The organism is Halomonas sp. AOP43-A1-21 (assembly GCF_052376775.1).
GTDB classification, from domain to species: Bacteria; Pseudomonadota; Gammaproteobacteria; order Pseudomonadales; family Halomonadaceae; genus Vreelandella; species Vreelandella colorata.
Genome location: NZ_JBQSWC010000003.1, coordinates 1 through 16643, shown reverse-complemented (window position 1 = coordinate 16643; position 16643 = coordinate 1). Strand labels below are relative to the sequence as shown.

Sequence of the window (16643 nt, the reverse complement as noted above, 5' to 3'; positions counted from 1 at the left end):
GCTGCCAAGGGCTGATAAATTATCAAAACGTCTAAATAAGCTAAAAAATAGTCTGTTTTGCCGTTGTCATTGAGGCCCTTATAGTCCTATAGTCATCAGCGAATTTATGAGAAGCCTCATCCCCTCTCAATGAGTTGGGATGATGCACTAGTGCAATGGCGTAAGTGGTGGAGAAGCGGCATGCGGCGTAAGAAGCCTGATATGGTGATGGCATTAACGGTGGTGTTTTTATTAGGCGTATTGGCCACTGGCTATGCGCAAGCGTTATCGGGAAGTTAACCGTAACGTCAGGGCATCACCGCCCGTCACTATAAGGCGATACGAGCTGACCCCTACAGGGTCAGCTCTTTTTTTTGCCTGCCCGCACCACGCCAAGGTCGCTGACGACGGCGCTTAAGGGTACGTCCCAAGGTTCCACGGGTAGCGATTCAACCTGCTGGAAGGCATGGGCAACACCGATTAACGCAGGCGCAGGGCCTGGGCGACGCATAAAGGCTAGGCTTCGGTCATAAAAGCCGCCGCCCATGCCCATGCGGTTAGCCTGGGCATCAAAGCCCACCAGCGGCACGATAAGCGTATCTAAGGCCCAGGCGGGTAACCGGTTGCGGCGTTGAGCGGCAAAGCGTGTATCCGGTTCTGGTATGCCAAAGCGGTTTTTTACCATGGGCGTGTTGGCGTGGTAAGCCACAAACCAGAGTGAGTTATCGCTGAGCGGACGCAGTACGGGCAGATAGACGTCGACATTTCGCTGACGAAACCAGGACAACAGAGGGGTTGGATCAATTTCACCGTTTACCGGCAGATATAAGCTGATACGCCGAGCACGTTGAATTTCAGGCAGGTGTTTAAGTTGCTGACAAAGGCGACGAGCGGCTTGGCGCTGCTCTTGCTTTGATAATTCAAAGCGTTTACGCCGCAGCTTAAGGCGCAGGGCGCGCTTGGCCTCAGGATGATGCAGGCTATCCATAAAATAAGTGTTCCCCAGAGTGCCGCTGTCATTCTGGCCCTGAACCTACTGGTTCAGAGTGGGTGGCCGCAGCCAGACCGTCAGGCTTTCCGACGCACGGACATGCACACGGGTCTGACTAGCATTTGGCCCCCTGGGTACTGCGCATAGGCTCGAGGGACTATAACGACTGGCGTACACCCCAGGGAACCCCGCTATCCTAACAGAGCCAGCGGCGATGCCAAAGTGTTGAGTGAAAGGTTAACTAAGGTTGGCGGGTTTTAGCCAATGCCTGCTCAAGGCGATCGTTCAACCGGTTTAAGTTGGCTTCGCTTGCGCGATGCTCATCCAGGGCTTCCAGTAGCTCATGGGTGATATTAAGCGCTGCTATCAGCGTGACCCGTTCACTGCCCAGGGTGCCACTTTGTGCATTAATGCCATTCATGGCACGGTCCAGGTAGCGAGCTGCGCGATCAAGCTTGGCTTCTTCTCCTGTATCGCAGGCAATCATATAGCTGCGCCCGAGAAGGGTAATTTCTTTCGTTGGCCGCTTGGCGTTACTCATTTAAAGCTCCGGCGCGGGCCAGCGAGGGGCCCAATGCGTTAACATCATGGCATAGGAAAAACAGACGTCGCTCACTATAAGAGAGGCGCTTGCGCGGGGTCAACGCGCAAGATGCCGGGATGTCTTAACGTATGATCCATTTACACAGCGAGTTATTACTATGTCACTGATCGATGAACGCCAGGATTTTTCTGACGTTGCCGATGTTTTTCTGTTGCATGGAAGCATGCAGTCACCGGCTTTTTTGGATGGTCGCTTAAGTGCGCTTTTGGCGCTGCGTGATGTCAGCGCAGAAGCCTGGCTTGAAGAAGTGTGCATCAGCCTGGGGGTTGAGCAGCCTCGCGATCAGGCCAGCGCGGAGCGTCTGTTGGGCTGGCGTCGGCAAACGCTGGAAGCACTTAGCGCCAGCGACCTGAACTTCGCCCCGCTACTGCCTGATGAGCTGTTCTCGTTAGGTGAGCAGGCCCAGGGGCTAAAAGAGTGGACGCTGGGCTTTATGGAAGTGGTCGAGGACGTAGTGGATGGGGAGCTTCGCGAGCGCTGGTCGCAAACCCTGTGTGAAGCCATTGACGACTTGGCGGGCATCGGCCACATCGAAACAGATATCGACGACAGTCCTGAAAATGAAAACGATCTATTTGCCCTGACTGAGCATGTACGTATGGCAGCCATGCTGCTGTATACCGAGCAGCACCCGGGTAAACCCCAGGTCGAGCAAGCCGACGCGCCCGTTCACTAATCTTTCGGAGTCTGTATGTTGCCTGAGCTACTTCCCCGGCCGCCCGCGATCACCGTGAGTGAGTATCGCACGCGCCGTGACGCTTTGATGGCGCAGTTGCCTGCCAATGCAGCGGTTGTACTGCCCGGCGCCTCACTGGTTACCCGTTCTCACGATAGCGAATACGCGTTTCGTCAAAACAGCGATTTTTACTATCTGACCGGGATTATCGAACCTGATGCGCTGTTGGTTCTGCTGCCGGGGCGTGAGGCGGGAGAAAGTATTGTGTTCTGCCAGGACCGCGACCCGACGAAGGAAGCATGGACCGGCCGTCGTCTGGGTGCCCGAGGCGTTGAGCGCGAGCATGGTATTGATCAGGCATTTGAAAATGCTGATCGTGAAACGCTGTTACCCGCTCTGCTTGAAGGGCGCGAACTGCTTTATATGCCGCTGGCTAATCCCGACGCGCTAGGCATTGCCGAAGAAGCTTTTTCTGCCGCGCTGGCCGGGCTTCGTCGTGGGCAGGCGCCGTTAAAGGGCTGGCTTGACGTTAGTGGATTGATTCATGAGATGCGTCTGATTAAAAGCGCAGCGGAAATTGACCTGTTGCGTCACGCCGCCGCGGTGTCGGCCAAGGCCCATGTGCGCGCTATGCAGGTATCTCGCCCCGGGCTTTTCGAGTACCAGCTGCAGGCCGAGCTTGAGCATGAGTTTGTCTGGCAGGGCGGCAGTGCGCCCGCCTACAGCACCATTGTGGGCGGCGGCGCCAATGCCTGTGTATTGCACTATATTGAGAACGATGCGCGGTTAGTCGATGACACACTGGTGTTGATTGATGCGGGTGTAGAGTTTGATCTCTATGCAGGCGATATTACGCGCACCTTTCCGGTGGGCGGCCGGTTTAGCGATGCGCAGCGAGCCCTCTATCAGGTCGTGCTTGATGCCCAGGAGCGGGCAGTCGAGGCGGTAAAACCTGGCGCCACGCTTATCGATATCCATCAGACTGTGGTGAAGGATCTAACCGCGGGACTGATGACGTTGGGCCTGCTGGAAGGCGATGTACAGGCGCGAATCGATGATGAAAGCTATCGACGCTTTTACCTGCATTCCACCTCTCACTGGCTGGGCCTGGATGTTCATGATGTGGGCACCTACCGGCTGGATGAGCAGACACCGCGCCCGCTTGCCGCTGGAATGGTTTTGACCGTTGAGCCGGGTCTTTATATTCCTGATGAAGATGATATCCCAGAGCCTTATCGGGGCGTAGGTATCCGCATCGAAGATAATCTGGTGGTGACTACTCATGGTCATGAAAACCTGACGTTGGATGTGCCAAAGCAAGTAGCTGACATTGAAGCGCTGATGGTTAAATAATAAGTAGTTCCATACGGCTTGAGTTGGCATTATGTAAATTACATTACACCATTACAAAGTGGTGGTGAGTTAAGTAACAGGAGACGCCAATGGCGCAGTCGGGGCATACGCCAGCACAGACGACCACCCACGATATTGTCATCGTCGGGGGTGGGCTAGTGGGCGCCAGCTTAGGCTGCGCACTGGCTCCACTGATCGAGCGCTATGGTTGGAAAGTCGCAATTATCGAAGCGGCCCCGCTTAATGACGCGCCGCTTGACGAGAGTTGGCAGCCAAGCTTTGACGCCCGGGCAAGCGCTATTGCCGAGGGCTCTGCGCAGCGCTTTCGCCAGTTGGGCGTCTGGGAGGCCATGCAGGCGGAATCGACACCTATTCGAAATATTCATATCAGCGAGCGCGGGCGTTTGGGTGCTACACGCCTCAGCGCTCAGGAACTGGGTGTCGATGCGTTGGGGCATGTTATTCCCAATGCCTGGATGGGACGGGTGCTTCATCGCCACTTAAGAACCCTGCCGGTCGAGTGGTATTGCCCGGCCAAGGTAGACAAGCTCTCACCTGGAGCAAACGGCCACTACTTGCGCCTTTCTGACGGTAGCGAACTGCGTGCAGCATTAACCGTACTTGCCGACGGTGGCCGTTCGGGCCTTAAAGAGCAGTTGGGCATCAGCAGCCGGCGTAACTCCTATGAGCAGACCGCACTGATTGCTCATGTAGGTATCAGCCAGCCCCACCAAGGGGTGGCTTATGAGCGTTTTACCCAGGAAGGGCCGATGGCTCTTCTGCCTCTTCCCGGACAGGCAATGGAATTGATATGGACACACCCATCGGGACAGGAGCAGGCGCGAATGGCGTTGCCGGATCGCGAATTCCTCTCTCAGTTACAGGCCGCTTTTGGCGATCGTGTAGGACGCTTTATCCGGGCAGGCAAGCGCTATAGCTATCCGCTTTCGCTGGTGACGGCAGAAGAACCGGTTCGCCCAGGGCTTGCGGTTCTGGGCAACGCCGCCCATGCACTGCATCCGGTCGCAGGGCAGGGCTTTAATCTGGCGCTGCGCGGTATCATGGATTTAGTCGAAGCACTTGAGCAGGGCGAACAGGCCAAGCGGTCACTGGGCGATATGGCCACGCTGCTGGCTTTTGAGCAAAAGCGGGCGCGTGATCGCAGCAATGTGATTCACTTTAGCGATGGCCTAGTGCGCCTGTTTGGTCAATCATTGCCGTTACTGCCGCATGCCAGGGCCGCGGGACTGATTGGCCTTAATCTAATTGGGCCGTTGCGTCGCGGCTTAGCACGCCGGGCGATGGGTTTGGAGCGTTAATTATCAACCGCTCGCCCGGGCTTAAGTAAAGCGCGAACCAACTGCAGGATAATCAAGATCAGACCCAAGGAACGCTATGGATACGCATGCGACACAAACTGACCCTACCCAATGCTTTGACGTTGTCGTCGTCGGTGCGGGCGTAGTCGGGACGGCGCTGGTTGCCTTGCTGGCGCAGGCGGGCATACGCGTTGGATTAGTTGAGACACGTAACGAGCCGCTTGGCTGGGAGTCGATCGACAAGGCGCTGCCAGGCCCTCGGGTAAGCGCATTAACGCCGGTCTCCCAGCGCTTGCTCACCCATTTGGGCGTATGGCCCGCGATGGCCGAGTGTCGTGTAACGCCTTACCGCTATATGCAGGTCTGGGACGCCGATGGCAGTGGGGAGATCAACTTTTCTGCCGATGAAGCCGGGGTGTCCGTGCTTGGACATATCGTTGAAAACGCGGTCACCCAAGCAGCGCTAAACGATCAGGTGCTTGGTCACCCCAACGTAACGTGCTTTTTTGGGGCGACGTTACGGGCGCTGCAAACCTCGGTCACCGGGCGCTGGTTGAAGCTGGCTGACGGGCGTACGCTGCATGCGCCGTTACTGGTGGCGGCGGATGGCGCGCGCTCAACGCTGCGCGAAATGGCCGAGATAGACGTTGTCAGTGACGACATGGGCCAGGAAGCCGTGGTCACAACCGTCAAGTGCACGCAAACCCATGGCAGCACTGCGCGCCAAGCGTTTCTGACGGGCGGGCCGCTGGCTTTTTTACCGCTTACCGTGGACGGCGACGCGCGCTATTGCTCGATTGTCTGGTCGACCACGCCTGAGCACGCCTCAACGCTTGGCCAGTTATCGCGCGAGGCTTTGGGCCAGGCGCTAGGCGAGGCGTTTGGCCATCGTTTGGGCGACGTGGTCGCCTGTGATCAGGCATACCGTTTTCCGCTGGTGCAGCGCCATGCAAAGCAGTATGTGCTGGCGCACTTTGCGCTGGTGGGCGATGCCGCACATAGTATTCACCCGCTGGCGGGGCAGGGGGTTAATCTGGGCCTGATGGATGCAGCGGTGCTTGCTGAAGAAGTCATCAGTGCCTGGCGACGCGGTGCCCCCTGGGGCGAGCTAACCACGCTACGCCGCTATGAGCGTCGGCGGCGTCTGGACAATAGCGCCATGTTAGGCCTGATGAAGGGCTTTAGAGAGCTGTTTGGTACCCAAATGCCGGTGTTTACGTTAGCGCGCAATCTGGGCATGAGCGGTATGAATCGACTCAGTCCTTTAAAGCGGATGGTAATGCGGCAGGCCACCGGAGAGCGCGGGCGCCTGCCGCTTAGCTGTCGTTAACGGCGGCGGCGATCCACCACGTTGAGAGCTTTAAGCAGGTTAAGCGCTTCGCTCATCTGATAGTCGTCGCGCAGCCGTTCAGTCGCTGACATGCGTGCCTGTGTTGCTGGCTGCTGAGCATCCAGATGGCCGCCTAAATCCGACTCGCGAAGCTCCAGGCGGCTTTCGGCCACTTCGAGGCGGCCGCGCACCACTTCTACATCCGGCACAATGCCCTGGGCCTGAATGGAGCGCCCGTTCGGCGTGTAGTAGAGCGCCGTGGTGAGCTTCAGGCCTTCGCCATTACCCAGCGGCATAATTTGCTGAACCGAGCCCTTGCCGAAGCTATCGGTGCCCATAATCACGCCGCGCCGCTGATCCTGCAGAGCGCCGGCAACAATTTCTGCGGCCGAGGCGCTGCCGCTATTAATCAGCACCACCAGGGGAATATCGCCTGCGGGGGTATCCGGCGAGGCTGAGAACGAAAGCTCAGTGTCAGAAAGGCGTCCTTCGGTGTACACGATCAAACCGTCATCTAAAAAGAGATCCGCCACGCCAGCAGCAGCCTGTAGGATGCCGCCGGGGTTGTTACGCAGATCAAGGATCAGGCCTTCCAGCGGCTGCTCGCGCATCATGCGCTCAATCGCCTGGCGTGCCTGCTCCGTGGTGCGCGTCTGGAACTGGCTGATGCGTAGATAGCCGTAGCCTGGCTCAAGCAGCTCGTGCTTGACGCTTTCGCTGCGAATCACTTCGCGGTTAAGCGTAAAGGTGCGCGGCGTCTCTTCGCCCGAGCGCAGCACGGAAATACGCAACTCGCTGCCCGGTTCGCCGCGCATCATGGTCACCGCTTCCTGCAGCGACATGCTTTCGGTAGGCGTACCGTTGATGGCAATGATCACATCGCGTGACAGCAGCCCCGCTCGTGAGGCTGGGGTATCGTCGATGGGTGTTACTACCACTAGCTGTCCGTTCTCCATGCCCACTTCGATACCAATACCGCCAAACTCGCCTTGGGTGGTTTCACGCAGGCTTTGGTATTCCTCTTCATCGAGATACGCCGAGTGCGGATCCAGCTCGCTCAGCATGCCGCGCATGGCATTACGCAAGAGGGTGCGGTCATCGACCTCCTCAACGTAGCCACGTTTGATGCGCTCGAATACCTCGGCGAAGGTCTGGATTTCTTCAAGCGGCAGGTCATCGACCGCCGATTGACTGGCTGGCTGAGCAAGCAGCGGTAGCGGGGCCGACAGTAGCGCAAGGGGAAGCAGGGTAGCCAAGAGTCGCTTGGCAGGGGCCGATACGTCGGTAACAAATGGCGTCATGCAGACTCCGCAAGGCGATAGGCAGCGTTACAAGACGCCGCCTTAGTTGACATTAATGCGTTTCAGCTTATCCCGTCAGCGGCGCGCAATCCAACGCTGAGGGTTAATTGGTTCGCCACGTTGACGTACTTCAAAGTAGAGCGCGGCGCGGGGTTGCCCGCCACTGTCGCCTACACGACCGATCTCATCGCCACGGCTGATCTGCTGGCCGGGGCGAACGCTAAACTGCTGCAGGTGAGCGTAAAGCGTCATTACCTGATCACCATGGTCGATAATCACCAGATTGCCAAACCCGCGCATCCATTCGGCAAATACCACCCGCCCGGTGTGCACTGCACCCACCTGAGTACCGGCACTGGCCTGAATGACAATACCATTATAGTGAACCCCGTCACGACGGTTATATGCCGTGGTAATGTCACCTTGTACCGGCCACGGCAAATCTCCCTGGGTGCGGGTGATATTGGTCGTAGGCGTGGGGGCATCGAGGCGAGCGAGTTCTGCCTGTATTTCACGCAGCTTGCGCTCCGCCTGTTCTCGGTTGTCGTTCAGGTCCGCTAGCCGGTCGGCTTCGCTGCCGTAGCGGTCATCCAGCGTTGCCACCACGCTACTCCGCTCGTTAGTGCGCTCGACCAGTCGAGCGCGCTGTGAGTCCAGCTCGTCTTCCAGGCTCAGCAGGCGCGTTTGGCGTTCATTCAGCGCGTGCTGGGTATCGGCAAGCGCGGCGTCCAGGCGGGCGATATCGGCAAGCCGCTGGTTACGCGCTTGGGTAAACCGGTTGAGATAAGCCTGCATGCGGTCCAGCTCGGCCGGGTCGCCCTGATTAAGCAGTAGCTTAAGCTGCGGCGTAGGGCCTAATCGATACAGGGCGGCCAACTGCTGGCTAAGCGCCGCATACTGGCGGGTTCGCTCTCCTTCCAGGCGCTCGCGATGTTGATTTAACTGCGCCATTTCGTCATCTAGCTGACGCCGCTCGGCCTGCAGGGCATCAAGACGCTGGTGAGTCTCGGCCAGTTCCGTCTCGACTTCGCGTAAGTCACGTTCGGCGCTGTCGCGCGCTTGGCCGGTGGCACTCAGTCGCTGCGAGAGCGACTCGATTTCCTGGCCTAGCGCGTCTAGCTGCTGGCGTGCCGCATTTTCATCCGGCTGGGCCAAGCCCGCCGGTGAATACATGGCTATCAAAAGCGCACTAAGCGCTAATGCCGCACGCATGGATATTAGCGGACGTATAATCAACTGAAATCGATCAATGGCTTCCCGGTCATCGCCTGGGGAACGGATTGATTCATCATGGTCAATAGCGTGGGCGCTAAATCGCATAGACGACCATCGCTTAACGCGCCAGCGCGTTCGCCCACGTAGACCAGCGGCACGACGAACGTTGTATGTGCGGTTTGCGGGGCGCCGGTTTCTGGATGAACCATCTGCTCGGCGTTGCCGTGATCGGCAGTAATCAGGCACGCGCCGCCTGCCCGCTCAATGGCTTCTACAACGCGACCTACACAGATATCGACCGTTTCAATGGCTTTTACCGCGGCGTTAAAGTCGCCGGTATGGCCAACCATATCGCCGTTAGCGTAGTTACACACAATCAGATCAAACTGCCTGGCATCAATCGCCTCAACCAGCTTGTCGGTAATTTCATAGGCGCTCATCTCAGGCTTTTCGTCGTAGGTACGCACATCCTGAGGGGAGGGCAGCAAAATACGCGTTTCGCCGTCAAACTCCGTTTCCTGTCCGCCTGAAAAGAAAAACGTCACGTGCGGGTATTTTTCGGTTTCGGCAATACGCAGCTGGGTTAAACCGCGTTTGGCGACGACTTCGCCTAAGGTGTTGTTGAGATCAAATGGCGGGAACGCGGCCGGCGCGGGAATGTCCGCTGCATACTGGGTCAGCATGACCAGCCCTTTACCGGCCAGTGACGGGCGGGCTTTGCGTGAAAATCCGCTGAACTCGGGCTCTACAAACGCGCGGGTAAGCTCGCGGGCTCGGTCAGAGCGGAAGTTGAGGAACAGAGCGGCGTCACCGTCTTGTAAAGTAACGCACTTATCATTGAGCAATACGCAGCTTGGCAATACAAACTCGTCGGTTTCACCACGCTCATAGGCGTCGCGCAGCGCGGTTTCGGCGCTGGTCGCATAGATGTCCGCCTGGCCTTCCGTTAGCAAGTGGTAGGCTTTTTCGACCCGCTCCCAGCGGTTGTCACGGTCCATGGCGTAAAAGCGGCCAATAATCGAGGCCACAAAGCCATTGTCAGCGCCTACCAGCTCGGCCAGGCGGGCGTTAGCGCGCTCGATGGAAGACAGGGCGCTTTGCGGCGGCATGTCTCGGCCATCCAGAAACGCATGAATGAAGATGCGCTGCGCGCCGCGCCGCGCCGCCAGTTCTGCCATGGCGATAAAGTGATCTTCATGGCTGTGCACGCCACCCGGGGAAAGCAGGCCCAGTAGATGAACGGCGCTCCCATTGGCCACCGCGTCATCAATCGGCAGGGTCAGGTTTTCGTTAATATCCAGGTCGCCGTCTTCAATCGCTTTGGTAATGCGGGTGAAGTCCTGGTAAACGATGCGGCCCGCCCCTAGATTCATATGGCCGACTTCAGAGTTGCCCATCTGGCCATCGGGCAGGCCCACGTGGCGGCCATCGGTATGTACAAAGGCGTGTGGCCGATTGGCCCACAGATCGTCCATTACCGGCGTGTTGGCGGATGCCACGGCGTTGTGCGCGTTATCAGGATTGTGGCCATAACCGTCGAGGATGATCAGTGCGACGGGGCGCGGGGTAGAAGTAGCCATAAAAACCTCGTTAGGTTGAATAATCGAAGCGGCTTAAAAAGCGGCGCAAAGCGAAAAGATGATTTGACGCTAAAGAATTATTTGAAAATAAACGTGCCACACCGGTTATTTTCAGACAATGCCTTGTGATCAGGGTCGCGACTGACGCACGCTTGGGGCATCATAACGTAGGCAACTGCCGGGCGTCATGACCAAGGCCTGCGCGGGGTGCCTTGTGACGTGTATACTTGTCGCGTTTTGTCAGCGGTTCAGCCGCTTTTTTCCGCATAGACTAAGAGATTGTGTTCGCGATGATCGATCAGCTGCTCGAATTCGTACAGAACCACCCCCTGCTCGTCGGGGCGTTTTTACTGGTGCTGGTAGCGTGGCTTATTTATGAAACACGCAGTGCCTCAACCAACGCGGTGACCTCAACGCAGGCAACCCAGCTTATTAACCGTGAAGACGCGGTTGTGCTGGATATTCGCGAAACGAAAGACTTTAAAGCTGGGCATATCGCTGGCGCACGTAACATCCCGCAAAGCAATATCGACAGCCGCATGAGCGAACTGAATAAAGTAAAAAATCAGCCGATCATTGTGGTGTGCAAGCAGGGGCAGAGCTCAGGTGTGGCTCAGACCAAGCTTGCCAAGGCGGGCTTTGAGCGCGTGTTTAAGCTGAAAGGCGGTATGGCGCAGTGGCAGGCTGATAGCCTTCCTGTGGTTAAGAAGTAAGTAACGTCGCACCTTTATATATTGATTAAATGAACAACGAGGAGTTTCCCCATGGCGGAAGATAACAACACCCCGCAAGCTGGCGCAGCAGCGTCAGGCGATAAGCCGCAGCTGAAGTTCTCTTTGCAGCGTATTTATGTAAAAGATATCTCCTTTGAGGCGCCGAATTCGCCCTCTGTTTTCAAACAGGCCTTCAAGCCCAAGGTGAATCTGGATCTCAATACCAGCAGCACAAAAATCGCTGACGACCAATACGAAGTGGTTATAAAAGTGACGGCTCAGGTGAACGATAACGAAACCGGCACCACGTCGTTTTTGGCTGAAGTCCAGCAGGCGGGCCTGTTCCGCATTTCCGGCATTGAAGGTGCGCAGCTGGAACAGACGCTGGGTGCGTTCTGCCCCAACCTGCTATTCCCTTACGCCCGCGAGTGCGTGGATAACCTGGTCAACCGTGGTGGCTTCCCGCCGCTGATGCTGGCGCCGGTCAACTTCGAAGCCATGTACGCCCAGCGCAAGCAGCGTGAAGCGCAGCAGGCTAGTCAAGCCGAAGCAAGTACTCACTAAGCATGCAAGCAGCCGACTGGTATGCCTTGCATGGCAAAATGCCCCGTCTCTATGTACCAGCGTTTTTTAATGTGGGCGAGACGGTAGAGCTGCCGGAAGGCCCGGCGCGCCATGTGACCCGTGTATTACGCATGGGTGAAGGCGCGCCGTTGGTGCTGTTTGATGGTCAGGGGCAAGAAGCGGGTGTTCGCTTGGCAGAGGTGGGGCGAAAGCACACCTTTGCCGTGGTGGACGCCGTGTGGCGGGGTAAAAGTGAATCACCCTTTGCCGTTCATCTTGGCCAGGCGATCTCCAAAGGCGACCGGATGGATTATGCGATCCAGAAGGCCGTTGAACTGGGGGTTGCCGCCATTACTCCGCTGTATACCGAGCGGGGCGATGTACGCTTGAAGGGAGATCGCGAAGCTAAAAAGCTGGCCCATTGGCAGGCGGTGGCTGCCAGTGCCTGCGAGCAAAGCGGCCGGGCGGTAGTGCCCACGGTGCATTCTCCACTGAGCCTTGATGAATGGTTGAGTGCTCGCCAGGAGCCGCTTCGTCTGATGCTGCATTTAGCCACCGGCAATGCGTTTAACCAGCCAGAACGCCCCGAAACCGCCGCGCTTTTAATTGGCCCTGAGGGTGGTTTGACGGACACCGATATTGCAGCTGCCCAGGCGGCTGACTTTACGCCGTTAACCTTGGGTCCGCGCATATTGCGCACTGAAACCGCTCCGGTGGTTGCTTTAACGTTGTTACAGCACTACTTCGGCGATTTGTAAGCACTTACTAACTACCCTGCCTAGCTCCCACGTTCAGATGACCTGGTTTTTGGGGGCTGTCTGAATATTCGCTTTATGCCTGTTTAAGCCCGCTGAATACCAACGGCTTGCCAGATAGTCTGCGCAGTATGATTGATGCCTTCCATGCTTCGCCTGGCTTTACGGTCATTTTGAAAGAGGCCCGGCGGGCTAATAAAGTGCGCTGCCACTTTGCCCAATGATCCTCAGGCGCCATAATACAGGTTCACTTTTTAAGGACGGCACCCATGGCCCGTGAATCAACTCCTCCTCCTCGCGCTGCCAGCGATGCATCTGCCCAAATAGGCGAAGTGGCGTATTTAACCGTTGTGGCCGTCAATAACACCGGTGCCTTCTTGCGCTGGGGGCAGCCTAAAGATGTGCTGCTACCTTTTAGTGAGCAACATTTCCGGCCGGACGTTGGCAAACGCGTACTGGTAATGCTGTATAGCGATGACCAGGGGCGCCCTGTTGCCACGATGAAGCTGGATCGTTTTTTGACCGATGACGCCTGGGCCTTGGAAAAAGGCGCTGAAGTCGCCGTGATGGTTGCTGATCGCACCGATCTAGGCATGAAAGTCGTGGTCGACCACCGCTATTGGGGGCTAATTTACCAGGATGATATTACCCAGCCGCTGCGCCGTGGGCAGGCGCTGTCGGGTTACGTGAAGCAGCGCCGTGAAGACGGGCGCCTGGATATCTCACTATTACCGCCAGGAGCCGCACGCCTGGACGTGGTGGGTGAGAAAATACTCAAAGCGCTGCGTGAAAGTGGCGGCTACCTGCCGCTGGGCGATAAAAGTGACGCCCATGCGATCAAGGCGCGCCTAGGCGTAAGTAAAAGTGCGTTTAAACAAGCCATTGGTCGACTCTATAAGCAGCAGCTGATTACTCTTGCGCCTGACGCGATACGCTTAGTGCCGGGTGCGCTTGCCCCGTAACGGCGTCAGCAGTTGGAGCTGGACAGGCAGTACGGCATACTGCCTATCTATTGTTTAAGTATGGATTGTGCCCCGATGAGTCAATCAAATCTGCATCTCGGCGTCGTGATGGACCCCATCAGCGACATCGCTTACAAGAAAGATACCACTATAGCCATGCTATGGGCGGCCCAGGAACGTGGCTATACTCTGCACTATATGGAGCAGGAAGATCTTTTCTTACAGGCGGGGCAGGCCTATGCACGCATGCGTCCACTCACGGTGCATCGCGACCCTAACCATTGGTATAACTTGGGGGAGGCGGCCGCTCGGCCACTGGCTGAGCTGGATGTGGTATTAATGCGTAAAGACCCGCCGGTGGACGCTGACTTCACCAATGCGGTTCATCTTCTAGGCTTTGCCGAGCGTGAAGGCGTGTTGATCGTCAATCCGACCGCCGCACTTTTGCAGTGTAACGAAAAGCTGTTTGCCCAGCAGTTCCCCGAGTGTTGTACGCCCACCATGGTTGCCAGCCGGGATGACGTGCTGCGGGCTTTTCATGCCGAGCATGGCGATGTGATCTTTAAGCCGCTGGACGGTATGGGCGGCACCGGTATCTTTCATATCGGCCCAGAAGGCCGCAATATTGGCGCAGTGATTGAGCAGCTAACGCTACGCGGCCAGCGCCAGATCATGGCTCAGCGTTATCTACCTGAAATTAAAGACGGTGATACCCGCATTCTGCTGGTCGATGGCGAGCCGGTGCCGTTTGGGCTGGCGCGTATCCCGTCGGCAGGCGAAACGCGCGGTAACCTGGCAGCGGGCGGCCGTGGCGTCACACGTGAGCTTACCGATCGCGATTACTGGCTCATTGAGCAAGTACAGCCCATGATTCGTGAGAAAGGTCTTATGTTTGTGGGGCTGGACGTGATTGGCGACTACATCACTGAAATTAACGTCACTAGCCCGACCTGTGTGCGTGAAATTGATGACCAGCGCGGCACGAATATCGCCGGTCTGCTGCTGGATGCCATTGAGCGCCGGCTGAGTGCTGCTTGAGAAGCCGATTCACATTTGATGATTGAGGTCTGCTGGTCATGCCAGCAGACCGTAGGAGACGCATGCAAAGTTTGAAGCAACACTTTTTGATGGCAATGCCCCATCTGGATGATCCCAATTTTGAGGGTAGCCTGATCTACCTGTGCGAGCATGACCACAACGGCTGTATGGGCGTTATTACCAATCGGCCGCTTGAGATCACCCTGGATGCATTGTTTGAGCAGTTAGAGCTGGGCGGTGAAGATAGCCCTCACCGTAACGCGCCAGTTTATTACGGTGGCCCAATGCACAAGGATCGCGGCTTTATTCTGCATCTGGGGGACAGTCAGGAGTGGGATTCCAGCGTGCAGGTTGAGGATGATATTGCGCTGACAACCTCCATGGATATTCTTCAGGCGTTGGCCAACGGCGAAGGGCCCGAGCACTTTCTGATTTGCTTGGGCTGCGCTGGTTGGGAAGTCGGCCAGTTGGAAGATGAACTTAAGGAAAATAGCTGGCTGACGGTTGAAGGGCAGCCTGAGGTATTGTTCAACACGCCACCCGTGGAGCGGTTAACCGCCGCGGCAGGCTTGCTTGGCGTTGACCTTAACTTGATGACCCGAGACGCAGGGCACGCGTAATGGCGGATATTGGCCAGCGTTTAATTCTTGCTTTCGACTATGGCACGCGGCGAGTTGGTGTGGCGGTGGGTAATGAGCTGCTGCGAAGTGCTCGTGAGCTTGCCCCGCTCACCGCGCGTGACGGGATCCCTGACTGGAATAAGGTCGAGCAGCTGCTGAAAGAGTGGCAGCCGGACCTATTGGTCGTTGGTCTGCCGCTTAATATGGATGGTAGCGAGTCGGACATGAGCAAGCGTGCGCGCAAGTTTGGCAATCGGCTGCACGGGCGCTACGGCAAACCGTGTGTGATGGTCGATGAGCGCGGCTCTACCCGCGAAGCCAAGCAGATCGCACGCGATGCCGGGCATCGGGGTAACTACCGCGAAGAGAGCGTGGATGGCATTGCGGCGGTATTGATCCTGGAAGGCTGGTTCGCCCACCAGGAAGGCCTTCCCGATGGGCGCTCTGCTTACTAACCTGAACGCAATTTTAGCGGTCCAGCGTGCCGATCTGGCTGGGCACAAACCAGCGCACCGGGCGAAGATCTTTTTCGATCAGCGTATCGACCTGTAGCAGCGTGGCAAAGATAGCCATCCGCATTGAAATACCGTTATCTGTTTGGCGGAAGATCGCAAGTCTCGGGTCGCCGTTAAGGTCGACGTTCAAATCATTCGCGCCGGCGCGGCTATCGCGGGGCAGCGGATGCATAATGATGGTGGAATCAGTGCAACGCTGATCCAAAAACGCTTTATTGACCATAAAGTCATCCGAGATGCCCTGGAAGTTCTCGTTCATTTCCTCGGTGAAACGCTCTTTCTGGATCCGCGTGGTGTAGACCACATCCAAATCGCTGAAGTCGGTGGCTAAATGATCGCGTACCTCTACCTGATGCCCGCGAGACGTTACCAAGTCAATCAGTGAAGTAGGCATTTCAAGCCCCGGCGGCGATACCAGCGTAATACGTAGCGGATCATAAAGAGACAGCAGCTTGATCAGCGAGTGCACCGTACGCCCGTACTTAAGGTCCCCCGTCATCAGGATGTGCGCACCGCTAAACGATTTGCCTAACCGCTGAAACTCCTTGTCGATCGTATAAATATCCAGCAGGGCTTGGCTTGGGTGTTCACCAGGGCCGTCGCCGCCGTTAATCACCGGTACATTCGTCGCTGCCGCAAACTCCGCAACAGAGCCCTGATCCGGGTGACGCATAACGATCGCATCGCAGTAGCCGCTCATTACCCGGCTGGTATCGTAAAGCGACTCGCCTTTAGCCATGGATGAGAAGGTAAAGCCAGTGGTGTCGCACACGCTACCGCCCAGCCGACAGAACGCCGTATGAAAACTCACTCGCGTACGCGTACTGGCTTCGAAAAACAGATTGCCCAGTACGGCTCCTTCAAGAACACGCGTAATCTGGCGGCGTTGGGCTATTGGCTCCATTTGTGCCGCAACGCGCAAAAGGTGATTAACGCTGTCGCGGTTTAAGGAGTCAACGGATAGCAGATGGGGGCTCATCACAGACCTCATACATATAAGTGGGTAGATGAAGTGGTAGAAGGTAGTGTAACCGCCAATACGTGGTTCGCCGAAGTGCTTTCAAGGTCTTATAAAAGAGGCCGCTGATGTTTTTCAGACTTATTTCAAAAAGCCCCTTGCCAAACGCC

17 protein-coding genes and 1 other RNA gene are annotated in these 16643 nt (G+C 56.8%); 11 read left to right on the top strand and 7 right to left on the bottom strand.

Translation table 11 applies throughout. The features are described 5' to 3' along the window. Positions 1-340: 340 nt before the first annotated feature. The 3 genes from ACT3R7_RS02410 to ACT3R7_RS02400 form a co-directional block, all read right to left on the bottom strand. Entirely contained in the window at positions 341-967 is a 627-nt protein-coding gene (locus ACT3R7_RS02410) for a 5-formyltetrahydrofolate cyclo-ligase (protein WP_192536731.1), read from the bottom strand. A 7-nt stretch (positions 968-974) separates the two neighbouring features. After that, a non-coding RNA gene (gene ssrS / locus ACT3R7_RS02405) (6S RNA) lies at positions 975-1158 on the bottom strand. 53 nt (positions 1159-1211) lie between these two features. Next, entirely contained in the window at positions 1212-1511 is a 300-nt protein-coding gene (locus ACT3R7_RS02400) for a cell division protein ZapA (RefSeq protein ID WP_192536730.1), read from the bottom strand. 160 nt (positions 1512-1671) lie between these two features. Between ACT3R7_RS02400 and ACT3R7_RS02395 the strand changes: the two genes are divergently transcribed. The 4 genes from ACT3R7_RS02395 to ACT3R7_RS02380 all read left to right on the top strand — a co-directional run bounded on the left by ACT3R7_RS02395 (position 1672) and on the right by ACT3R7_RS02380 (position 6252). Further along, the gene (locus ACT3R7_RS02395; protein ID WP_192536729.1) at positions 1672-2250 is read left to right on the top strand and encodes a UPF0149 family protein; all 579 of its coding nucleotides are present in this window, start codon (positions 1672-1674) and stop codon (positions 2248-2250) included. Positions 2251-2265: 15 nt separating this feature from the next. Next, on the top strand, positions 2266-3603 hold the full coding sequence (pepP, locus tag ACT3R7_RS02390) for a Xaa-Pro aminopeptidase (protein WP_192536728.1): 1338 nt from the start codon (positions 2266-2268) through the stop codon (positions 3601-3603). Between the two features lie 89 nt (positions 3604-3692). Continuing rightward, the gene (ubiH, locus tag ACT3R7_RS02385; RefSeq protein WP_192536727.1) at positions 3693-4922 is read left to right on the top strand and encodes a 2-octaprenyl-6-methoxyphenyl hydroxylase; all 1230 of its coding nucleotides are present in this window, start codon (positions 3693-3695) and stop codon (positions 4920-4922) included. 76 nt (positions 4923-4998) lie between these two features. Next, on the top strand, positions 4999-6252 hold the full coding sequence (locus tag ACT3R7_RS02380) for a UbiH/UbiF/VisC/COQ6 family ubiquinone biosynthesis hydroxylase (RefSeq protein ID WP_496198742.1): 1254 nt from the start codon (positions 4999-5001) through the stop codon (positions 6250-6252). Here ACT3R7_RS02380 and ACT3R7_RS02375 read toward each other — a convergent pair. The 3 genes from ACT3R7_RS02375 to gpmI all read right to left on the bottom strand — a co-directional run bounded on the left by ACT3R7_RS02375 (position 6249) and on the right by gpmI (position 10348). Continuing rightward, positions 6249-7553 carry a S41 family peptidase gene (locus tag ACT3R7_RS02375; protein ID WP_496198741.1) on the bottom strand — a complete coding sequence of 435 codons (1305 nt, stop codon included), beginning with the start codon at positions 7551-7553 and terminating at the stop codon, positions 6249-6251. The genes ACT3R7_RS02380 and ACT3R7_RS02375 overlap by 4 nt on opposite strands. 75 nt (positions 7554-7628) lie before the next feature. After that, a complete protein-coding gene (locus ACT3R7_RS02370) occupies positions 7629-8765 on the bottom strand; it encodes a murein hydrolase activator EnvC family protein (RefSeq protein ID WP_496198827.1) in 1137 nt (378 codons plus the stop codon). 20 nt (positions 8766-8785) lie between these two features. Next, a complete protein-coding gene (gene gpmI, locus ACT3R7_RS02365; protein ID WP_496198740.1) occupies positions 8786-10348 on the bottom strand; it encodes a 2,3-bisphosphoglycerate-independent phosphoglycerate mutase in 1563 nt (520 codons plus the stop codon). A gap of 290 nt (positions 10349-10638) precedes the next feature. Here gpmI and ACT3R7_RS02360 point away from each other — a divergent pair, with 290 nt between their 5' ends. The 7 genes from ACT3R7_RS02360 to ruvX all read left to right on the top strand — a co-directional run bounded on the left by ACT3R7_RS02360 (position 10639) and on the right by ruvX (position 15455). After that, positions 10639-11061 carry a rhodanese-like domain-containing protein gene (locus tag ACT3R7_RS02360; protein ID WP_192536723.1) on the top strand — a complete coding sequence of 141 codons (423 nt, stop codon included), beginning with the start codon at positions 10639-10641 and terminating at the stop codon, positions 11059-11061. 51 nt (positions 11062-11112) lie between these two features. Beyond that, positions 11113-11625 (top strand): protein-export chaperone SecB, encoded by a 513-nt coding sequence (gene secB, locus ACT3R7_RS02355; RefSeq protein ID WP_018918363.1) that lies wholly within the window; start codon positions 11113-11115, stop codon positions 11623-11625. A gap of 2 nt (positions 11626-11627) precedes the next feature. Beyond that, on the top strand, positions 11628-12383 hold the full coding sequence (locus tag ACT3R7_RS02350) for a 16S rRNA (uracil(1498)-N(3))-methyltransferase (protein ID WP_192536722.1): 756 nt from the start codon (positions 11628-11630) through the stop codon (positions 12381-12383). Between the two features lie 266 nt (positions 12384-12649). Further along, entirely contained in the window at positions 12650-13342 is a 693-nt protein-coding gene (locus ACT3R7_RS02345) for a CvfB family protein (protein ID WP_192536721.1), read from the top strand. Positions 13343-13417: 75 nt separating this feature from the next. Next, complete coding sequence (gene gshB / locus ACT3R7_RS02340; RefSeq protein ID WP_496198739.1) at positions 13418-14380, top strand: glutathione synthase; 963 nt, start codon at positions 13418-13420, stop codon at positions 14378-14380. Between the two features lie 62 nt (positions 14381-14442). After that, positions 14443-15000, top strand: a complete 558-nt coding sequence (locus ACT3R7_RS02335; RefSeq protein WP_192536720.1) for a YqgE/AlgH family protein — start codon at positions 14443-14445, stop codon at positions 14998-15000. After that, the gene (gene ruvX / locus ACT3R7_RS02330) at positions 15000-15455 is read left to right on the top strand and encodes a Holliday junction resolvase RuvX (protein WP_018918357.1); all 456 of its coding nucleotides are present in this window, start codon (positions 15000-15002) and stop codon (positions 15453-15455) included. Before ACT3R7_RS02335 ends, ruvX begins: the two co-directional genes overlap by 1 nt. A gap of 13 nt (positions 15456-15468) precedes the next feature. Here ruvX and pyrB read toward each other — a convergent pair whose 3' ends face one another. Then, entirely contained in the window at positions 15469-16494 is a 1026-nt protein-coding gene (gene pyrB / locus ACT3R7_RS02325) for an aspartate carbamoyltransferase (RefSeq protein ID WP_496198738.1), read from the bottom strand. Positions 16495-16643 lie beyond the last annotated feature (149 nt).

Bases quoted from the DNA above. Each gene is read 5' to 3' on its own strand.
- ACT3R7_RS02370 (WP_496198827.1), bottom strand. From the start codon at position 8,765: ATGCGTGCGGCATTAGCGCTTAGTGCGCTTTTGATAGCCATGTATTCA.
- ACT3R7_RS02350 (WP_192536722.1), top strand. From the start codon at position 11,628: ATGCAAGCAGCCGACTGGTATGCCTTGCATGGCAAAATGCCCCGTCTC.
- ACT3R7_RS02335 (WP_192536720.1), top strand. From the start codon at position 14,443: ATGCAAAGTTTGAAGCAACACTTTTTGATGGCAATGCCCCATCTGGAT.
- gpmI (WP_496198740.1), bottom strand. From the start codon at position 10,348: ATGGCTACTTCTACCCCGCGCCCCGTCGCACTGATCATCCTCGACGGT.
- ACT3R7_RS02345 (WP_192536721.1), top strand. From the start codon at position 12,650: ATGGCCCGTGAATCAACTCCTCCTCCTCGCGCTGCCAGCGATGCATCT.
- ACT3R7_RS02410 (WP_192536731.1), bottom strand. From the start codon at position 967: ATGGATAGCCTGCATCATCCTGAGGCCAAGCGCGCCCTGCGCCTTAAG.
- ACT3R7_RS02375 (WP_496198741.1), bottom strand. From the start codon at position 7,553: ATGACGCCATTTGTTACCGACGTATCGGCCCCTGCCAAGCGACTCTTG.
- pepP (WP_192536728.1), top strand. From the start codon at position 2,266: ATGTTGCCTGAGCTACTTCCCCGGCCGCCCGCGATCACCGTGAGTGAG.
- pyrB (WP_496198738.1), bottom strand. From the start codon at position 16,494: ATGAGCCCCCATCTGCTATCCGTTGACTCCTTAAACCGCGACAGCGTT.
- gshB (WP_496198739.1), top strand. From the start codon at position 13,418: ATGAGTCAATCAAATCTGCATCTCGGCGTCGTGATGGACCCCATCAGC.
- ACT3R7_RS02380 (WP_496198742.1), top strand. From the start codon at position 4,999: ATGGATACGCATGCGACACAAACTGACCCTACCCAATGCTTTGACGTT.
- ubiH (WP_192536727.1), top strand. From the start codon at position 3,693: ATGGCGCAGTCGGGGCATACGCCAGCACAGACGACCACCCACGATATT.
- ACT3R7_RS02360 (WP_192536723.1), top strand. From the start codon at position 10,639: ATGATCGATCAGCTGCTCGAATTCGTACAGAACCACCCCCTGCTCGTC.
- ACT3R7_RS02395 (WP_192536729.1), top strand. From the start codon at position 1,672: ATGTCACTGATCGATGAACGCCAGGATTTTTCTGACGTTGCCGATGTT.
- ruvX (WP_018918357.1), top strand. From the start codon at position 15,000: ATGGCGGATATTGGCCAGCGTTTAATTCTTGCTTTCGACTATGGCACG.
- ACT3R7_RS02400 (WP_192536730.1), bottom strand. From the start codon at position 1,511: ATGAGTAACGCCAAGCGGCCAACGAAAGAAATTACCCTTCTCGGGCGC.
- secB (WP_018918363.1), top strand. From the start codon at position 11,113: ATGGCGGAAGATAACAACACCCCGCAAGCTGGCGCAGCAGCGTCAGGC.